The organism is Desulfoplanes sp., from assembly GCF_054921335.1.
On sequence record NZ_JBUDSQ010000056.1, the window covers coordinates 1 to 18,013 of the forward strand.

The 18,013-nt window shown below is 54.9% G+C and carries 17 protein-coding genes, 2 tRNA genes and 1 pseudogene; 6 read left to right on the forward strand and 14 right to left on the reverse strand.

The annotated features are described in order from the left end of the window. Positions 1–290 precede the first annotated feature (290 nt). Positions 291–1,247 carry an HNH endonuclease gene (locus ACY692_RS11030; protein ID WP_462325418.1) on the forward strand — a complete coding sequence of 319 codons (957 nt, stop codon included), beginning with the start codon at positions 291–293 and terminating at the stop codon, positions 1,245–1,247. Positions 1,248–1,995: 748 nt separating this feature from the next. Then, positions 1,996–2,949 carry a hydrogenase small subunit gene (locus ACY692_RS11035; protein ID WP_462325419.1) on the forward strand — a complete coding sequence of 318 codons (954 nt, stop codon included), beginning with the start codon at positions 1,996–1,998 and terminating at the stop codon, positions 2,947–2,949. A 30-nt stretch (positions 2,950–2,979) separates the two neighbouring features. Here the strand turns inward: ACY692_RS11035 and ACY692_RS11040 are convergent, their stop codons facing one another. After that, positions 2,980–3,189 (reverse strand): hypothetical protein, encoded by a 210-nt coding sequence (locus tag ACY692_RS11040; RefSeq protein WP_462325420.1) that lies wholly within the window; start codon positions 3,187–3,189, stop codon positions 2,980–2,982. A gap of 133 nt (positions 3,190–3,322) precedes the next feature. On the opposite strand from ACY692_RS11040, the gene ACY692_RS11045 reads away from it, so the two are divergent. The 3 genes from ACY692_RS11045 to ACY692_RS11055 all read left to right on the forward strand — a co-directional run bounded on the left by ACY692_RS11045 (position 3,323) and on the right by ACY692_RS11055 (position 5,744). Continuing rightward, positions 3,323–5,023, forward strand: coding sequence for a nickel-dependent hydrogenase large subunit (locus ACY692_RS11045; protein WP_462325421.1), 1,701 nt, complete (start codon positions 3,323–3,325; stop codon positions 5,021–5,023). 62 nt (positions 5,024–5,085) lie between these two features. Continuing rightward, positions 5,086–5,640, forward strand: coding sequence for a HyaD/HybD family hydrogenase maturation endopeptidase (locus ACY692_RS11050; RefSeq protein WP_462325422.1), 555 nt, complete (start codon positions 5,086–5,088; stop codon positions 5,638–5,640). Continuing rightward, positions 5,613–5,744 (forward strand): HypC/HybG/HupF family hydrogenase formation chaperone, encoded by a 132-nt coding sequence (locus ACY692_RS11055; RefSeq protein ID WP_462325423.1) that lies wholly within the window; start codon positions 5,613–5,615, stop codon positions 5,742–5,744. The genes ACY692_RS11050 and ACY692_RS11055 overlap by 28 nt, the downstream gene beginning before the upstream one ends. A gap of 372 nt (positions 5,745–6,116) precedes the next feature. On the opposite strand, the pseudogene ACY692_RS11060 reads toward ACY692_RS11055, so the two are convergent. The 9 genes and pseudogenes from ACY692_RS11060 to pgm all read right to left on the reverse strand — a co-directional run. Beyond that, positions 6,117–6,233 (reverse strand): annotated as a pseudogene (locus tag ACY692_RS11060) (ORF6N domain-containing protein); the annotation flags it as partial. Positions 6,234–6,458: 225 nt separating this feature from the next. Further along, positions 6,459–6,534: transfer RNA gene (locus tag ACY692_RS11065), tRNA-Lys, on the reverse strand. A 219-nt stretch (positions 6,535–6,753) separates the two neighbouring features. After that, positions 6,754–8,379: a DHA2 family efflux MFS transporter permease subunit gene (locus ACY692_RS11070; protein ID WP_462325424.1), complete on the reverse strand. Its 1,626-nt coding sequence runs from the start codon at positions 8,377–8,379 to the stop codon at positions 6,754–6,756. 253 nt (positions 8,380–8,632) lie between these two features. Continuing rightward, positions 8,633–9,826 (reverse strand): HlyD family secretion protein, encoded by a 1,194-nt coding sequence (locus ACY692_RS11075; RefSeq protein ID WP_462325425.1) that lies wholly within the window; start codon positions 9,824–9,826, stop codon positions 8,633–8,635. Positions 9,827–10,176: 350 nt separating this feature from the next. Next, on the reverse strand, positions 10,177–10,983 hold the full coding sequence (locus tag ACY692_RS11080; protein WP_462325426.1) for a metal ABC transporter permease: 807 nt from the start codon (positions 10,981–10,983) through the stop codon (positions 10,177–10,179). Further along, positions 10,976–11,785 (reverse strand): metal ABC transporter ATP-binding protein, encoded by an 810-nt coding sequence (locus ACY692_RS11085; protein ID WP_462325427.1) that lies wholly within the window; start codon positions 11,783–11,785, stop codon positions 10,976–10,978. The genes ACY692_RS11080 and ACY692_RS11085 overlap by 8 nt, the downstream gene beginning before the upstream one ends. Then, positions 11,782–12,675, reverse strand: coding sequence for a metal ABC transporter solute-binding protein, Zn/Mn family (locus tag ACY692_RS11090; RefSeq protein ID WP_462325428.1), 894 nt, complete (start codon positions 12,673–12,675; stop codon positions 11,782–11,784). Before ACY692_RS11090 ends, ACY692_RS11085 begins: the two co-directional genes overlap by 4 nt. Before the next feature lie 301 nt (positions 12,676–12,976). Continuing rightward, positions 12,977–13,053: transfer RNA gene (locus ACY692_RS11095), tRNA-Pro, on the reverse strand. 127 nt (positions 13,054–13,180) lie between these two features. Then, positions 13,181–14,821, reverse strand: coding sequence for a phosphoglucomutase (alpha-D-glucose-1,6-bisphosphate-dependent) (gene pgm, locus ACY692_RS11100; protein WP_462325429.1), 1,641 nt, complete (start codon positions 14,819–14,821; stop codon positions 13,181–13,183). Positions 14,822–14,952: 131 nt separating this feature from the next. Between pgm and nhaA the strand changes: the two genes are divergently transcribed. Next, the gene (nhaA, locus tag ACY692_RS11105) at positions 14,953–16,155 is read left to right on the forward strand and encodes a Na+/H+ antiporter NhaA (RefSeq protein ID WP_462325430.1); all 1,203 of its coding nucleotides are present in this window, start codon (positions 14,953–14,955) and stop codon (positions 16,153–16,155) included. A 103-nt stretch (positions 16,156–16,258) separates the two neighbouring features. Here the strand turns inward: nhaA and ACY692_RS11110 are convergent, their stop codons facing one another. The 4 genes from ACY692_RS11110 to ACY692_RS11125 form a co-directional block, all read right to left on the reverse strand. After that, complete coding sequence (locus ACY692_RS11110) at positions 16,259–16,426, reverse strand: hypothetical protein (RefSeq protein ID WP_462325431.1); 168 nt, start codon at positions 16,424–16,426, stop codon at positions 16,259–16,261. A gap of 145 nt (positions 16,427–16,571) precedes the next feature. Further along, the gene (locus ACY692_RS11115; RefSeq protein ID WP_462325432.1) at positions 16,572–16,853 is read right to left on the reverse strand and encodes a hypothetical protein; all 282 of its coding nucleotides are present in this window, start codon (positions 16,851–16,853) and stop codon (positions 16,572–16,574) included. Positions 16,854–17,103: 250 nt separating this feature from the next. Beyond that, positions 17,104–17,313, reverse strand: coding sequence for a hypothetical protein (locus ACY692_RS11120; protein ID WP_462325433.1), 210 nt, complete (start codon positions 17,311–17,313; stop codon positions 17,104–17,106). A 154-nt stretch (positions 17,314–17,467) separates the two neighbouring features. Beyond that, on the reverse strand, positions 17,468–18,013 hold a 546-nt coding region (locus ACY692_RS11125), incomplete at its 5' end, for a hypothetical protein (RefSeq protein ID WP_462325434.1).

Here is an 18,013-nt window from a genome sequence, read left to right on the forward strand (position 1 = left end):
AGTAAACTGTACGCCCTAAAACTTCGTATTTACAAAACAGCTACAAGTCTATGAAAGTATTCTTTTCACAATAAAAATCAGGATGTTAAAACGAAGACGTACTATCCGAAGGATTACGTTATACGATGTACTAGCCAACCCCTTAATATTTCGTGATAAACATACTATAATAGCCCCTTTTCAGTTCTTAAACCGATGTTTTTGCTTCTAAAAACATCGGTTTAAGCAACGAGGGCACCGCTTTTATCGAACTCAACATTGCAATCCCAAATATCTGGCCAAAATCCATCATGTCCAAACTCTCCCACTACCAGCACCTCTTTGCCAAACTCAAACCCAACAAAAACCGGCATATCTTTCCTCCGACCACAATGGACGGGGCTCCCGACAAGCCTTTTCTGCTCCTGGCGGTCATGGACCTTGTGGCCGGCGGAGTTATGACAACCAACCAGATCAATCCGGATCAGGATCTGATCGACAATTTTCTGGTCTATTGGGACGGGATCATGGGGCCGATCCGGCCGGTGAATATCGGGCTGCCGTTTCATCACCTGGCGACACAGGGATTCTGGCATCCGGTACGGCGACCTGATGGGGGGAACGGGGTGCCTTCTTCAGCACCCCAGCTGCAGAAAGCGTATGAATACGCCCGGCTGGATCAGGATCTGTTCGTGCTGTTTCTCGATCCTCTGGCCCGGGAGAGCCTGCGAAAAGTGCTTGTCGAAACCTATTTCGCCCCGGAGATCCGGACAAAGCTCTGGGAACTGGGTACGACCACGGCTGATTCACTCCAGTATGCCCGGCTTCTCATGGCCTCTGAGACCGTTCACGAGTATCGTCCGGAAAACGATCCTCCCCGCCGCCCCGGTGAGGGATCAGGGATTCAGGCGGGCGTGGTGCGGGTCTATGCCAACCGCTGCGCCCTGTGCGGTATCCGCATGATCATCCCGAACGGCCATACTGCTGTTGATGCGGCCCACATCAAGGACTGGGCCATCTCCCACAACGACCATCCCACTAACGGCTTTGCCCTGTGCAAGCTCTGCCATTGGTCGTTCGACAACGGGCTAGTCACGGTCAGCGACTCCCTGTGCATCGAGGTGTCCAGGGTAATCAGACAGGACCCGAACCTTCCCGGCCATCTGGCGTCCTTTCAGGATCGGGACATCATCCTTTCCCGGGATCATGACATGTACCCGTCCATGGAAAATCTGGCCTGGCATCGAAAAAAGTGTTTTGTGGGGTGATCGTCATTCACTACGATGTCTGGGCGGGGAAAGGTGTTTTTATCCTGGGAACGCCGAACGGGCGGTTTATCGGGGGGTGGGGTGACAGGTTGGCGTCGGAGACAATCTTCATAATCGTCGGAGATCCCGTCCTGCGCCGGTATGACGGTGATCACCAGCCGACAATTCGACTCCTGTACAAAGCGGCAACTCTCCTTCAGAACCCGACATCCCCCTTGCCCTTCTCTGCGCCACCGCGCCTCTGCGGGAGAATGGTTTTTCCTTTTTGGTCAGGTTCTGTTACCTGATTCTGTTTCTCCATTTTCAGCTGCTAGCTCAATGCTAGCGACAGACTCAGTCCCCAAATCCCTCGTACGATCCTCCACGTTTCCTTTCCTGATATTGCCACGAGCATAATCCTGTCCTCCCTCCTCCCTTCTCCCCTGTCTTTCTCCGCGCCACTGCGCCTTTGCGCGGGAATGGTTTTTCCGTGTTGCTCAGGTTCTGCTACCCGACCGAATACTTTCAACCGAAAGTACCGCAAGTTTGTAAGCAGAACGCATAGTCATTTCGAATAAAACATATATTTCATTATAGACGCATACTATATTACAAAACCCTATTGCATCTTTTTAATATTTGGAATAAAGCTATCACAATTTTTGTATTTTATTCCATTCAGAATCATTCACAGCAGTACAATCGTAACAGCAATCCATGCTGGTCGTTTGTTTTCAGATTATTTTGTATCTTTAACAAGGGGGAAGACATGACCTGTCTTAACGGGTTTGGAAAAGGCTGTGCCGAAGCACACCTAGCCACTGGAGAAGTTTCACGGCGTGATTTCATGAAATTCTGTACTGCAGTGGCTGCAGTCATGGGAATGGACGCCACTTTTGCGCCCCAGGTAGCCGAGGCCCTGACCAGAAAAAAACGGCCCTCGGTAGTTTATCTGCACAACGCCGAGTGTACCGGATGTACCGAGGCTATTCTGCGGACGGTCGCCCCCTACATCGGCGAACTGATCCTGAACACCATTTCCCTCGATTACCACGAAACACTGATGGCCGCGGCCGGTCATGCCGCTGAAGAGGCCCTGGAACAGGCCGTTTCGAATCCAGAAGGGTACATCTGTGTCATCGAAGGGGCCATCCCCACGAAAGACGGGGGCATCCACGGAAAAATCGCCGGACATACCATGCTGGACATCTGCAGCAGGATTGCCCCCAAAGCAAAAGCGGTTATCGCCATGGGCACCTGTGCAACGTATGGCGGTGTCCAGGCGGCAGCCCCCAATCCCACTGAGGCCAGGGGGATCGGAGATGCGTTGCAACACCTCGGGGTCAAACCCATCAATATCTCGGGTTGCCCGCCAAATCCCTACAATTTCGTGGGCACGGTGGTCCATCTTCTGACCAAGGGAATGCCGGAACTCGACAATATAGGGCGTCCGGTCATGTTCTACGGTACAACGGTACACGAACTCTGCCCCCGGCTGAAACATTTCGAAAATGGAGAGTTTGCACCCTCCTTTGATTCGGAAGAGGCACGCAACGGCTGGTGCCTGTATGAACTGGGCTGCAAGGGTCCGTATACCTATAACAACTGCCCCAAGGTCAAGTTCAATCAGACCAACTGGCCCGTTGAAGCCGGTCATCCCTGCATCGGTTGCAGCGAGCCCGAATTCTGGGATGCCATGAGCCCCTTCTACGAGGAAGGGTAGGGACGGACGAATCGATCATACATATTCACTTTATTCCGGGGCGGATGTGCCTGCAAAAAATACATTTTTGCGGGCAGGTTTAAGGTTTAAGTTGAAAGGTTTAAGTAAAATCAAATTGTTATAAAATTTGTTTTTGAGCCTGAACCTCGATTTTCGACTTTTTGCAGGAGCATCCGGGATGCCGAAAAACCATGTCCTGGACTCTCTCAGATACAGAAAGACTCCTGCAGGATATTCCATACGGATCTCCTGCCCCCGGTGTTCTTGCGTGTCTTCTTCGGAAAACTGCGTGTGAAGAATCGACCGTCCTGCATGATTTCCCGGCATGGTCGGGAAACTGAAAAAAGATCCACATTTCAAGGAGGATTAATTTATGTCCGGTTGTCATCCCAAAGCCGCGCCAGCAGCGGTTGTTCCACCAAAAGGCAATTTCAGCGGCCCCATTGTGGTCGATCCCATCACCAGAATCGAGGGCCATCTGCGCATCGAAGTCGAAGTGGACGACGGCAGAATCTCCAAGGCATGGTCCAGTGCCCAGCTTTTCCGAGGACTGGAAATCATCCTCAAAGGGCGTGATCCTCAGGATGCCCAGCATTTTACCCAGCGGACCTGCGGCGTGTGTACCTACACTCACGCCCTTGCATCCACGCGTTGCGTTGAAAACGCCCTGGACGTGCATATTCCTGAAAACGCCACGCTGATCAGAAATCTGGTCCTCGGTGCCCAGTATCTTCATGATCATATCGTCCACTTCTATCACCTGCACGCCCTGGACTGGGTGGATGTGGCTTCTGCCATCAAAGCCGACCCCTTGAAGACGGCAAAGATCGCGGCTCAGCATTACCCGGGCAAACATTCGGCCGAAGAGTTCACAAAAGTGCAGAAACAGCTCAGTGACCTGGTTGATTCCGGCCAGCTGGGTATTTTCACCAATGCCTATTTTTTGAATGGGCACGAGTCCTATTACCTGAGTCCCGAAGTCAATCTCATTGCAACGACCCATTATCTCCAGGCTCTTCGACTGCAGGTGAAGGCTGCCCGGATGATGGCCGTTTTTGGTGCCAAGAACCCCCATACCCAGTTCACCATTGTGGGCGGAGTCACCTGTTACGACAGTTTACGTCCGGAACGGATCAAGGAATTCGAAGACCTGCATGCCGAGGTCCAGGCCTTTGTGGAACAGGTCTATATTCCCGATCTTCTGGTCATCGGAAGCGCGTACAAGGATTGGGGGGATATTGGCGGATGTACCAATTTCATGAGCTTCGGAGAATTTCCCACGAACGAGTTCGACCTTGAAAGCCGGTATTTTCCTCCGGGAGTGATCATGAACCGGAATCTGGGCGAGCCGGAACCTTTCGAACCTCAAGATATCGAGGAACATGTCGCCCATAGCTGGTACGAGGGGGACAAGGCGTGGCACCCGTACGAAGGCGTTACCGATCCCAAGTATACCAGTCTGGAAGACAAGGACCGGTATTCCTGGATGAAGGCGCCCAGGTACAAGGGCAAAGCCATGGAAGTCGGCCCCCTGGCCGAGATCCTGGTTGCCTACAGCCGCGGGCACAAACCCTCCATTGCTGCTGTGGACATGGTTCTGGGCAAACTGGGCCTGGGCAAGGAAGCACTTTTCTCCACCCTTGGCCGGACCGCCGGCCGCGGCATCGAGACCCTGATCACGACCCAGGAAATGGGCAAATGGATCATCCAGCTCAAGGGCAACCTGGCCGCGGGCAAGAAGGATATCTGCGTCAAGTGGGATATGAAAAAGGAAGCCAAGGGGGTTGGTTTCGTCAATGCACCCCGTGGCGGCCTGAGCCACTGGATCCGCATCGAAGACGGCAAGATCGGCAACTTCCAGCTGGTGGTCCCATCCACCTGGAACCTCGGTCCCCGCTGTGCTGCGGGCATCCCCAGTGCCGTTGAAGAGGCCCTCGTGGGTACACCGGTCCTGGATGCCTCACGGCCTGTGGAAATTCTACGTACGGTGCACTCCTTTGATCCCTGTATCGCCTGCGGCGTGCATGTGATCGATTCCAAAACCAATGAAGTGCACAAGTTCAAAATTCTATAAATCCACTATCCCCCGGCAGCATGGCTGCCGGGGGATAGTAGACAAGCACAAAGGGAGTCGTGGTGGCTGCATTCCGGGAAAAAACACCCCGCATACTGATTCTTGGTGTTGGTAATATCCTGTTCACCGATGAGGGTATCGGGGTCAGGGCAGTGAACTATCTGATTGAAAAATATACTTTTTCCGACAATGTGACTTTGAGGGACGGCAGCACATTGGGGATTGAGCTCATGGATCCGATCATGCAATGCGACCACCTTGTCGTGCTGGACGCCGTACTGGGTGACGAACCGCCCGGCAGTATCTATCGACTCACCGGGGAGGATCTGCGAAAGAGCATTTCTTTCCGCAATTCCATGCACCAGACCGATCTCGTGGATACTCTGATTTTTTGCAGACTGGCCGGAAAATGTCCTGAAGCGGTTATCATCGGCATGGAACCCGAAGATATGGAAACCATGTCCATTGAACTTTCATCCTCTGTCAGAGAACGCATACCATTGATGGCTGTTCGCGTTCTTGAAGAAATTGAAAACCTTGGCGAAGAATACGATCATCGGGTTTGCGGTGTTCCCCAGGGTGGTAGCGTATGTGTCTCGCGGTTCCAGTACAAATAGAATCTCTTGAAAACAGCCTTGCCCGATGCCGGGTCGGCGGGGGCGCCACGTTTTTGAAGGTATCGACCATGCTTCTGGAAAAACAACCCTGCGTGGGAGAATAGTAACTATTCAGCCGATGAAGGCTCGATCATGCATTGCTCCTCCCGGGAACGCCGAGCGTCTGCCCGGCACTGCGTTGACTACATGGCAGGAACAAGGGCAGATGATGCCGGCCAGACAGTATAAAGCTGTACCCTTCAGCTGTTGCTCGAAACGCCGAGCAGACGCTCGGCGTTCCCAGGAAAAAACTCGTTTGGAAGGCCGGTTGTCGTACTGATTCAATGATACTTGGCCAGGAAGAGACAGGCCCCCGGAACCCAACAAGAGCCTTATAATTTTGATACTGATCTTGATTGCCCTCTCACTTCGGAGCACGGCAGAAAGCATAGATATTCCCTGTTCGGTAAACACACACGGGCTACTGGTTGAATGCTTCAACGATTTGAACCGGTCACAATTTGTGACCAGTTCCTTTTTTCTGTTTCCGTGAGTTGAAACCGAAACTCCTGAGGGAAACGTTCAATATTTCTTTTTACGGCCTGATTGAGGGCTTTTGTTCCAACATCATCGCCTCCGCATCACCTTTTGTATTAAAAGTACTGGATTGGACCGGCCATCCTTTCCGGCGAACTTTGACCTGCCATTGTCCTGTTCCACGTTTCGTGATGGTTGCCACTGGGATCCTCCGTTTTTTTGCAACTGTCCCAGAATTGTCCCAAAAAGGCGAGACCACGAAAAAAAAGAGGTTAGATTTTCATCTAACCTCTTGATTTCTCTGGTGGGCCACCAAGGAATCGAACCTTGAACCTCCTGATTAAGAGTCAGCTGCTCTGCCAATTGAGCTAGTGGCCCGGCGGGGTGTTGTTTGGTCTCCCAAGCAACGAGAACGACTCTTTATGGATTTTGGCGGTGGGTGTCAAGAAAATTGTTTGGAAAAATGATTTTTCGGGGAATGCTGGTGATGATTGGTCAGCGTATACACCGTATTGGTGGTGTCTGTGTATATATTGAGGCAGGGCATGGTTTGGTGTGTCGGGTCCTTTCGTCTCCATGCGTTTTCTCCTACGAACGTTATCCTTCCTTGCTCTCCGGCTTGGGCTGGGCGGCTGCCTGGTGTTCGGCCGTTCGTTTTTTGACCACTTCCCCGGGATTCTCAAGAAAAAAGACCAGAATGACCAGGGCCCAGAAGATGGCTGCCTGGTAGAGGGAGGTGTCGTTGAAGGCCAGGTTCAGGGCCTGTTTGACCATTTGCTCGTAAAAAAGGGCTGCTGCGGCAACGGTTTGGTCGGTCCAGGTGCCCAGCTGGGTGCTCAGGTATACTCCGGCCTGTCTGAGCTGTTCCATGAATAGTGGATTGGCGTCGTAGACGTGTTCTGCCAGATAGGTCTGGTGGACTTGCGCCTTCCGGGCCAGCATGGTGGTCACAAAGGCCGTGCCGAATGAGCCGCCCAGGTTGCGGAAGAGGTTGAACAGGGCCGAGGCGTCGTTCATGTGCTCCTTGGGCAGGGAGATCATTGCCAGAAATGAGATGGTCACAAAGAACATGGGCATACTCACGCCCTGGATGACCCGGCTGATGATGGCCGTGAGCATGTCGGTCTGCAGGCTGAATCCGGCCATATAGAAGACGGAATACCCGGAAATCACAAGCCCCAGGCCGAGGATGAGTCTGGCGTCGATTTTTTCTGTGAGACGGCCGACAATGGGTAAAAAGATCAGGGTGAGTATTCCCCCGGGGCCAAGGACGAGACCCGCCTGGAAGGCCGTATAGCCAAGGAGCTCTTGGAGAAAGAGGGGCAAGAGGACGATGGACCCGAAAAAGGCAAAGAATCCGGCGAACATGATAATGTTACCGGCGGCAAAGCTCCGGTTGGTCAGGAGCCTGAGATTGAGGATGGGGGTGCTTGTTCTGAGTTCCCACCAGACAAGGGAAACCAGGCTGACAATGGACACCGCCCCCATGACGCATATGGAAGTGGAGGCGAACCAATCCTCCTGCTGTCCCCGGTCGAGAACGATCTGCAAACAGCCTATGCCGAGGGTCAGCAGGACGAGGCCGACATAGTCGATACGCTCGTCATTGGCGAGCCGTTTGATGTATGGCGGGTCCTGGATGAAGGTCCAATTCATCCACAGGGCAAGGAGGCCGATGGGCAGGTTGATGAAAAAGATCCAGTGCCAGGAGTAATTGTCCGTGAGATATCCACCAAGGACCGGTCCAAAGATGGGACCCATGACCACGCCGATGCCGAAGATGGCCATGGCCAGCCCGCGTTTTTCCGGGGGATAATTTTCGAGAAGGATGGCCTGGGACAGAGGTTGCAGTCCGCCCCCTCCGATCCCCTGGAGAATCCTGAATCCGACCAGGGCGGAAAGGCTCGTGGACATGCCGCATAAAAGGGAGCTGGCCGTGAAAACGGCAATGGAGAGAAGAAGGTAGCGCTTGCGACCCATGAGCCGTGAAAGCCAACCGCTCATAGGGATGATGACCGCATTGGCCACCATGTATGAGGTCAAAACCCACGTGGCCTCATCCCGCCCCGCGGACAGGCTGCCCCTGATGTGGTCCAGGGCAACGTTGGCCACGCTGGTGTCCAGAACCTCGATGAGCGTCGGGATCATCACGCTCAGGGTGATCATGAGCACCGATGCCGTGGTGGCTGCTGTGGAAGGAGAGGAGGAGGGCTGGGTGGGCAAGGATCAGGGCTCGGAAGTGATAAGGTTGAGATGATAGAGGACAGAGACAGAATGGTTTAGGTTTTAGGCAACGGCGTCCTCAGTTCCCCCGTGGATCGTAGCCCCGCCGGTTGGGGCAGAGGGTTGGGGATTGTCGGTAACAACGAGGAGCGAAAAACCAAAAACGGCTTTTACCGCGGGGAGAAGAGGTCCAAAAAAGTGACAACTTTCTATAGAACCCGGCATGCGCGCTGTGACCTCCGGTCCTTCTCTTTTATCGGGTAAAAATGGTGGGAACCACGCTCATGCCGACCCTGAGTTCCGGGAGCTGGTCCGGCGGGGTGGTCAGGCGGATCTTGACCGGGATACGCTGGACCACCTTCACGTAATTACCGGAAGCGTTTTCTGGGGGGAACAGAGAAAATCTGGCCCCGGTTCCGGCCATGATCGAGGCGACCGTGCCGGTGATCTCGGTGTCGGGATAGGTGTCCACGCGGACCTCGACTTTTTGGCCCGGTCTGACAGCGGTCAGCTGGGTTTCCTTGTAGTTGGCGGTGATCCATAGATCTTCCGGGGCCCGGGCAACGATGTACATGAGTTTCTGTCCGGTGGCGACCATCTGGCCGGGCAGAATGGATTTACGGGTCACGTAGCCTGAATTGGGTGCGCGCAGAACCGTGTAGGAACGTTCGAGTATCGCCTGGTCCAGACGGGCTTTGGCCAACTCCGCGACCGCTTCCTGGGCCAGGACTTCCCGAGAACGGATTTTTGCCTGGTCCGTGCCTGTTTTGGCCAGGCCGATGCGAGAGCGGAGTGCTCGGCGCTGCTCTTTGAGTCCCTCCAGCGCGTGATTGGCCGCGTCAACAGCGGCCCCGGCCGCCTCCACCTGTCCCACGAGTACGTCGACCCGAGTGTTGTCACTGTCCAGGGCGCTTGCACTGCGCACGCCTTGTTCGACCAGGCGTCGGGTCCGTTTGCGGTCCAGCCTGGCCTGTTTGAGTTGGGCCACGGACTGGTTGTTCTGTTTGACGGCCAGGTTCCGCTCTGCCGCGGCCTGTTGGATCTGTTTGCCCAACGAGTCCAGATTGGAGCTGGCCTCCTCGACCCGGTAGGTGGTCTGGTGCTCTTCAAGAGGTACCCCGATGCGCAATGCCTCGAGTTTGGCTTCAGCGGCTTCGAGATCGGCTCGGGCCTGGGCCACCCGAACATCGAAATCCTGCACATCGAGTCTGACAAGGACCTGATCCTTATCCACTTTTTCATTGTCTTCGACCAGAACCTTGTCCACATATCCGGATACCCTGGGAGTCAGGGTGTAGATGTCCCCGTCTACAAAGGCGTCGTCCGTGGTTTCATGGCCGAGGGTCAGTACGTAATACCCACCGGCTGTCATCCCGATAAGCAGAAACACGATCATGGCGGCGATCTTGGATCTGCCTTTCTGGCTGGATGTTTTCGATGTACTCACACAATTCTCCTTGCAGGGTCATGGTCTGGGATTCCGGAGGTGGTAGTTTTTGGAGGGGTGTTTTGGCAAGTCCCAATAACACGCCGAACATGTCGAAATCCCAGCTATTGTGATCATGCCGCCGGATCGCCTACAATCTCAAAATTTCTACAATCTCCGAAATTTTTTAACTCTCTGAAATTTCTAAAATTTCCAATTCTTGTTCTTGAAAAATGTACCTGGATCGTTACGATTGATGTTGTAATAGATATATCTGTACCTATGTTCGAACGCATATGCCTGGATCCGAAAAGCCCGTCTGGAACATTTCCAGACGGGCTTTTCGGGTAATGATCGATCATGCTCGGTCGTCATTTGTTCCACAGAGCACGGCCCGCAACGACGATGAAAAAGGTCACCGTGGCCACGGCAATGATGGTCGCACCGGTGGTCAGGTCGAACTGGTAGGAGAGAACCAGACCTATGGTGCAGAAGGCCATGCTCCACAGGGAGGCCATGGCCATCATGGAAAAGAGGGATCTGGCCCGTTGTCCTGCAAGGTAGGGGGGGATGCTCAAGAGGGCGATGACCAGGATAAGACCGACCACCTGGATGATCATGACCACGGAGACAGCGACCATGGCCAGCTGCACGAAATGGAGCAGGGCGACGGGCACCCCCTGGGTGCGGGCGAATTCCGGCTCAAAGGACAAAAGCAGGAACTGCCGGTAGAACAGGGTAATGACCAGAAATATGACCGCGATGAGTACGAGCATGATCCACAGATCCTGCCTCGGTACGGTCAGGATGCTCCCGAACAGATAGCTCATCAGGTCCACATTGTACCCGGGGGTGATGTCCAGAAGGATGATCCCCGTGGCCATGCCCGCGGCCCAGAGGACCCCGATGATCGTGTCGCTCTGCTGGGGTTTTTTCAACGTGATGGCGGCCATGATCCCTGCAGCGGCCAGCGTGAATACGAGGGTTGTCGGCAGGACCGGCAGTCCCAGGAAAAAGGCCAGTCCGATCCCGCCATAGGCCGAGTGGGCAATGCCTCCGGCCAGAAAGACCTGTCGGTTGACCACGACCAGGGAGCCGATCATCCCGCAGGCTATGGATGCCAGGATGCCGGCAAAAAGGGCATTTTGCATGAATTCGAGGGAGAAGGCTTCAATCATCGGCAAGTTCGCTGGTAGGAATGTTGAGTACGGTGGAGACATCTTCCAGGTAGTCGGCCATTGGGCAGCTATGTTCGTGGGCTCCGTAGAGAAGCGAGAGCATCTCCCTGGTGAATGCCCCGGTATCGCTGTGGATGAGCCGCTTGTTCACGCAGGCGATGTCGGTGACCCTGGAGGCGACTATGCTCAGGTCGTGGCTGACAACGATGATCGTCAGGGAGCTCTTGAGCTTGTCCATGAGTTCAAAAAAGCAGAAACGGCCCTCTGGGTCGATGTTCGACGTTGGTTCGTCAAACACGAGCAGGTCTGGGTTGCCCACAAGGGCCCTGGCGATGATCACCCGTTGCCTTTGTCCGCCCGAAAGTCTGTCCATGCGTCTTGAGAACAACCCTTCCTCGATCCCTGCCTTGGAAAGGGCCGCGGCGGCAAGGTCGCGTTCTTTTTTGGAGTAGACGAATCCGCGTATGCCCGGTCGTAATCCCATGAGCACGATTTCCATGACCGTCACCGGGAAATCCGGTCTGGATGCCGTGTACTGTGGAACATAGCCAATCTGGCGGCTGCCGTGTCCCGCCCGTTCGCCAAAGACCTCGACGACACCCGTATCCGGGGTCAAGAGCCCGAGGATGAGCCGGAGCAGGGTCGTCTTGCCGCTCCCGTTCGGGCCCACGATGGCGGTAAACGACCCCTTGGCCAGTGTAAGATGGACGTGGGTCAGGATGGGACGTAGTCCATCATAGGAAAAATTGAGATCCCGGATAGCAACGGCCGGGACATCTTGGGGGAGAACCGTCTGTTTCACCGCAGCCCCTCCTTGATGGTCTTGGCCGCGGTGAGCAGGTTGTCTGCCCATTGCGGAGCAAGGGGGTCGAGGCGGGTGACTTTTCCGTCAATGGCCCTGGCAACGACGTTGGCGTTTTTTCGGGAGAATTGGGGCTGCACGAACACGGTGTCCAGGCCATATTCTTTGGCAAGTTTGATGAGTCTGACCAGCTCTTTGGGACTGGGTGACTTGCCTTCGATCTCCACGGGAATCTGTTCGAGACCGTAGGCCCTGGCAAAATATCCCCATGCCGGGTGGAAGACCAGAAAACGGTTGGTGGTCGATGTGTCCCCCAGGATGGTCCGGATAGATGTGTCCAGGTCGGTCAGTCTGTGTTCGAATGCGGCCAGGTTGTTTTCGTAGATATGCTTGTGGGCCGGATCGGCGGCAACGAGTCCTTTGCAGGTATTGCGGGCCTGGAGTCGCACCAGGTCGGGGGCGAGCCAGATATGGGGGTCGAGGATGGTCCGTGATCCCTTCCCATGATCGTGGCTCTTGTGGTTTTTTTCCCCATGGTCGTGGAGATGCCGGGCCATGGGAACCTTGTTCACCCCTTTTTGGGTAGGAACCATGGCCATGTTCGGATTGGCCGCACGGATCTTGTCCAGCCAGGTGGTCTCGAACGGGGCGCCCACGGCAAAATAGACGGCCGAGGAAGCCAGCGCCTTCATTTGGTTGGGCTTGGGCTCATAGGTAGCCGGGCTGGCGCCGGGGAGAACCATGGCCGAGACATCGGCCAGATCACCCGCTATCTGGTGCACAAAATATTCTTGGGGGACAATGGAAACGGTCACCTTCATCGGGGATGCGGCAAAAAGTGGGGTGGCCAGGGCCAGACTGGTGAGAAGGATGGAACATAGCATTTTCATGGGACCCATGGAATTCTCCTGGAACGGTCGTGGGGGTGGGGACAAAACAGGGCGCTGTTTTCTATGGTGTTGATGATCTTCAGGCGGGTGGACCGGAATACGGTTCCCCTGGAGTGGAGAGAAATCTGCCGGTGATGTAGCACCAAACGATAGCTGCTATCAGGTGGACCGACAAGGGATTTTCTCAAAAGAACACCGGGATGACTCCTGTCTGGGAGGAGACGGCCAAACGAGAAGATGGACAGGACCCTGCCCTGCAACCAAAAAGAGGTTATGCCGACAGGCATAACCTCTTGTTTGTTGGTCGGGGTGGCAGGATTTGAACCTGCGACATCTAGTTCCCAAAACTAGCGCGCTGCCAAACTGCGCCACACCCCGTGCAAGGTAGGAGCAAATACGTAAGTCCTGGATGGGTGTCAACGAAATTCTTGTCCCGGTAGAGCCATGGGAGACGAATGTTTGGCGGATGTCCCCGCCTGTGGTCCCTTTGACGGTCTGTTTGCATCTATCCCAGGGCCCTGTTGACCATCTCCTGGGCCTCGGCCTGGATTTTCCCCAGATGCTCCTTGCCCTTGAAGCTTTCCGTATAGATCTTGTATATTTCCTCCGTGCCGGACGGCCGGGCCGCGAACCAGCCGTTTTCCGTGACGACCTTGAGACCGCCGAACGGCCCATTGTTGCCGGCGGCCCTGGTGATTTTTGCTGTGATGGGCTCTCCGGCCAGGGTGGTCGCCTGGACCATTTCCGGGGACATCGCCTTGAGCTTTTTTTTCTGCTCATGGGTGGCCGGTGCCTGGATACGCTCGTATACCGGACTCCCGAACCGTTCTTCGAGTTCACCGTAGAGGGTTGCCGGGTCCTTGCCGGTGGTCGCGGTCATCTCCGCGGCCAAAAGATCCATGATGATCCCGTCCTTGTCCGTGGTCCAGACGGTCCCGTTTTTTCGTAAAAAGGACGCCCCGGCGCTCTCCTCCCCGCCGAAACCGCATCTGCCCTCCAGGAGGTAGGGGACAAACCATTTGAATCCGACGGGCACCTCGACCACCGTGCGTCCCATGGAGGCGGCGATCCGGTCGATCATGGATGTCGTGACCATGGTCTTGCCGATGCCGGTGGTTTTGCCCCAGCCGTTACGCGTGGAAAAGAGGTAGTCGACGGCCACGGCCAAGTAATTGTTCGGATTGATCAGCCCGGCCCCTTTGGTCACGATGCCGTGCCGGTCGTAGTCGGGATCGTTGCCGAATGCTATGTCGAATCTATCCTTCAGCTCGATGAGTCCGGCCATGGCATAGGGTGAAGAGCAGTCCATGCGGATTTTTCCGTCCTTGTCCACGCGCATGAACGAGAACGTTGGGTCGACGTCCCGGTTGACCATTTCGATGTCCAGTCCATACATTCCGGCGATGGGTTCCCAAAACCCGATGCCGGATCCACCGAGGGGGTCGACCCCGATCTTGAGTCCTGCCGCCCGAATGGCTTCCATGTCGAGGATATTTGCAAGATCGCGCACATAGGGCGTAATGTAATCGTATTCATGGGTATAGGGACTGGTCATCGCCTTGTCGTACCCTATGCGTTTGATCCCCATGAGATTGTTTTTCAGGTGCTCGTTCGCCCGTTGTGCTATCCAGGTGGTGGCCCCGGTATCCGCCGGACCACCGCTTGGGGGGTTGTACTTGAATCCCCCATCTTCAGGAGGATTGTGGGAAGGGGTTATGACTACTCCATCGGCCAGGGACGCGGTTCTTCCCTGGTTCCGGGTCAAAATGGCGTGGGATATGACGGGGGTTGGTGTGTACCCCCCATGTTCCTGGACAATGGTTTCCACGCTATTGGCGGCAAAGACCTCCAGTGCGGTGATGGTTGCGGGCTCTGAAAGAGCGTGCGTGTCCCTGCCCAGAAAAAGGGGGCCGGAGTATCCCTGCACCCTGCGGTATTCGCAGATGGCCTGGCAGATGGCCAGGATATGGTCCTGGTTGAAGGTTTTCTTTACTGAGCTGCCCCGGTGGCCGGACGTTCCAAAGGCAATGGACTGTCGGGGGGCGCTCGGGTCGGGTTTTCGTTCGTAGTAGGCGGCGATCAGTGCCGGAATATCGGTCAGAATGTTCCGTGGGGCTTTGTGTCCTGCGAGGGGATGGGTCGACATGTGGGAGATCTCCTAAGACGGCGGTTGAATCCATCGGTCCAAAATGATAGGTGGAAAAATATGGCGGAACACGTGTCTTCGTCATGTATTGATAGCACAGGACATATCGGATGTGAACCATGGAAGGGATGATGCCCAATAACAATCTTGTCTCACGCACAAGGAAAATGGTTGCGGATTTCGCCCGCCTGGAATCCGCCGGTGGGATTTTGCTCATGGTGGCCACGATAGTGGCCCTTTGGCTCAATAATTCCCGGTTGGCATTTTGGTACACCTATTTTCTGGGCATTCCCGTCCAGGTGAGCATCGGTCAGCTCATCCTGGCCAAGCCGCTTGTACTGTGGATCAATGACGGTTTGATGGCTGTTTTTTTTCTTTTGGTCGGTCTGGAGATCAAGCGGGAGATCCTCGAAGGACAGCTCTCGAGTGTGAGCCAGGTCGTATTCCCGAGCATCGGGGCCTTGGGGGGGATGGTCGTCCCGGCACTCATCTATGCCCTGTTCAACCTGGGCGATCCCGATGCCCTGCATGGGTGGGCCATTCCCATGGCCACGGATATCGCCTTTGCCCTGGGCATTTTGACCCTCTTTGGGAAACGTGTGTCCATTGCCCTCAAATTTTTTCTCCTCACCCTGGCCATCATGGACGATATCGGGGCGATTATCGTCATCGCGCTCTTTTATTCCGGTGCCCTGTCCGTTCTCTCCATGAGCCTGGCCCTTGTGGCCATTGCCGTTCTTGTTGCCATGAACGTGTTCGGGGTCAAAAAAATCCGTGCGTACATCATTGTCGGGGCCATTTTGTGGATTTTTGTTCTCAAGTCGGGCATCCATGCCACCCTGGCCGGGGTGGTCATCGCCTTTGCCATCCCCCTGCGGATCAGAAAAGACCCCGGTTATTCGCCGGCGGCCCATCTCGAACACAGTCTCCATCCATGGGCCACCTTTCTCATCCTTCCCCTGTTCGCCTTTGCCAACGCCGGTGTTCCCCTCGGGGGACTGACCCTTGATGCGCTCTTGCACCCCGTCCCTTTGGGGATAATGGCAGGACTTTTTGTAGGCAAGCAATTGGGCGTATTCGGTTTTCTCTATCTCGCCGTCAAACTGAGGATGGTCAGGATGCCCGAAGGTCTTTCCTGGCAAGAAATTTACGGTGTGGCCATCCTGTGCGGTGTTGGGTTCACCATGAGTCTTTTCATCGGTTCCCTGGCCTTTGAGATGGAAGGATGCCAGATCTGCGCGTCCATCAACCGGATAGGTATTCTTTTGGGGTCGCTTGTTTCGTGCATCGCCGGTTTTCTTGTTCTCTATCGGGTGCTCCCCAGGAAGGGATAGAAAAAAGGCGCGTCCAATCAAGTATTGGGCGCGCCTTTTTTTTGCAGGGTCCACACCTGTCGATTATGCGGTGTGCAAATGGGGATCCATGCCCGGAAGCGGGCTACTCTTGACCATCCCGGTTGTAATAGAGCTCAATGGCCACGATCCCTACTCCACTCACGAGCATGGGCAGAAAGACATCGGTCAACCTGGCCCCAAAAAACAAGAAGCCCAGCAGCCCCAAGACGAATACCAGGCCAAGCAGGCCAACAATGACGTTCTTTATCACGGCAAACTCCTTACGTTTTGAGTGGTGCGTTCTCGCTGCTCGGGAGAGCGAGAATGTGGGGGGTGCTCCAAATAAGCACCTGGTCCAACGGGGGGATACGAGTGCTTGCAACAGATCCGCATCCGCTGTTCCGTTCCCGGACCGGCTATTTTCTGAATGCGTCCTTTTGGACCGCCCGATAACCTTGTGTCGTGAAATCCTTGGCGATTTTCCACCAGCAACGTCCCTTGACATCCCAGAAGGTCAGGGCGGCGAGCCTGATGAATTTCCACAGCAAGACAACGAGCTCCTTGATGAGCTTGCCCGCTGCGCACAGGGTCGCCTTGAGAGCCTTGGCGGTTTCGTAAAAGGGGCCCGAGTGGCTACTGTTCAATGGTTCGCAGGAAAAATTAGGGATGCCCGGGGGCTCTTGATTATGGGTGCTCATGAAGGACTCGCTTGTTTTGAGGGGACTTGCCGGTGCATTGGGGATACGCATGATCAGACATCCGGTATCAACGCGTGATCAAATTCACGTGCATGATCTTATAGACAGAAACCACTATAAGTTCAACCAGATTTTTTTGGGAAGACGATCCGGGGGGGCGTGGATACAAGCGGGACGTTTGGGGTAATGACCATGGAACGGGCGAAAAAAAATCCATTCGGAATCCATGGGTACGGTCAAAGTGCCGGGGTTAGGTGATAGTGGGGTCGCTGACCGAGTCGTAACAAAAGGTCTCTATGTGGTCCTCACCACCGAAGGCGTCCTCGAGGATCGCCTTGCAGGCCAGGGAGGAGAATGTCTTCCCCGTCAGCCACCATTTTCTGCCCTTGATATCCCAGAACCGTTGTCCTTCTTCGCTGCAGAGAGTAGCCGGCGTTGCCATTTTTTTGATGACGCTCATGTGATTACCTGGTTGTATTGCATTGCCATTGGGATGGCGGTTCAGTGTGCAACACATGCCTTGTGGATATATTGATGTAAATGTCAAGCTGATAAAATCAGAACAATGCAGTGCGTGTGATACCGTGGTGGAGGGGCGGGAGCCGAGAGGTTGATTACGGTAGGATCTTCAGCTTGGGATTTCCCTGGCCGGACATGGACCAGCAGTCAGTATCGGGAGTATAGGTGTTGCTTTCATCCGTCACGATTCCGGAATCGTTGAGGCCGTCATCGATCATGCGGTCCAGAGCACAGATAATCCGTGGATCGGCCTGGTCTCCACCGTCCAGATCGAGCCAGTCCGCGTTGCCATTTCCAAATACATTTTTTTCCCAGATGAGCCAGTCCTGGCCGAAAACGCTTTGTTGCGAGCTCTTGTCCAATATGCCGGTGACATTGATAAGCAGATGCCAGAAAGCCTGTGCTTCTGCCGAACAACCGGCGGATCCGCACGAGTTGACGTCGATCATGCCGTTTTGAGTGCCTGTGCAGCTCATGGGGCTGCTGGGTGTGCCGCTCGTGCATCCGTCACCCGGAAAAAAGCCATAGCGATCGTAAAATGTGTCCATGGCCCCGATGATCTTATTGTAGTTCGCCGCCACCTTTTTGACCTTGCCTTGAGCTACAAGTGCCCGCCCTTTATAGACCATGCCCAGAATCAG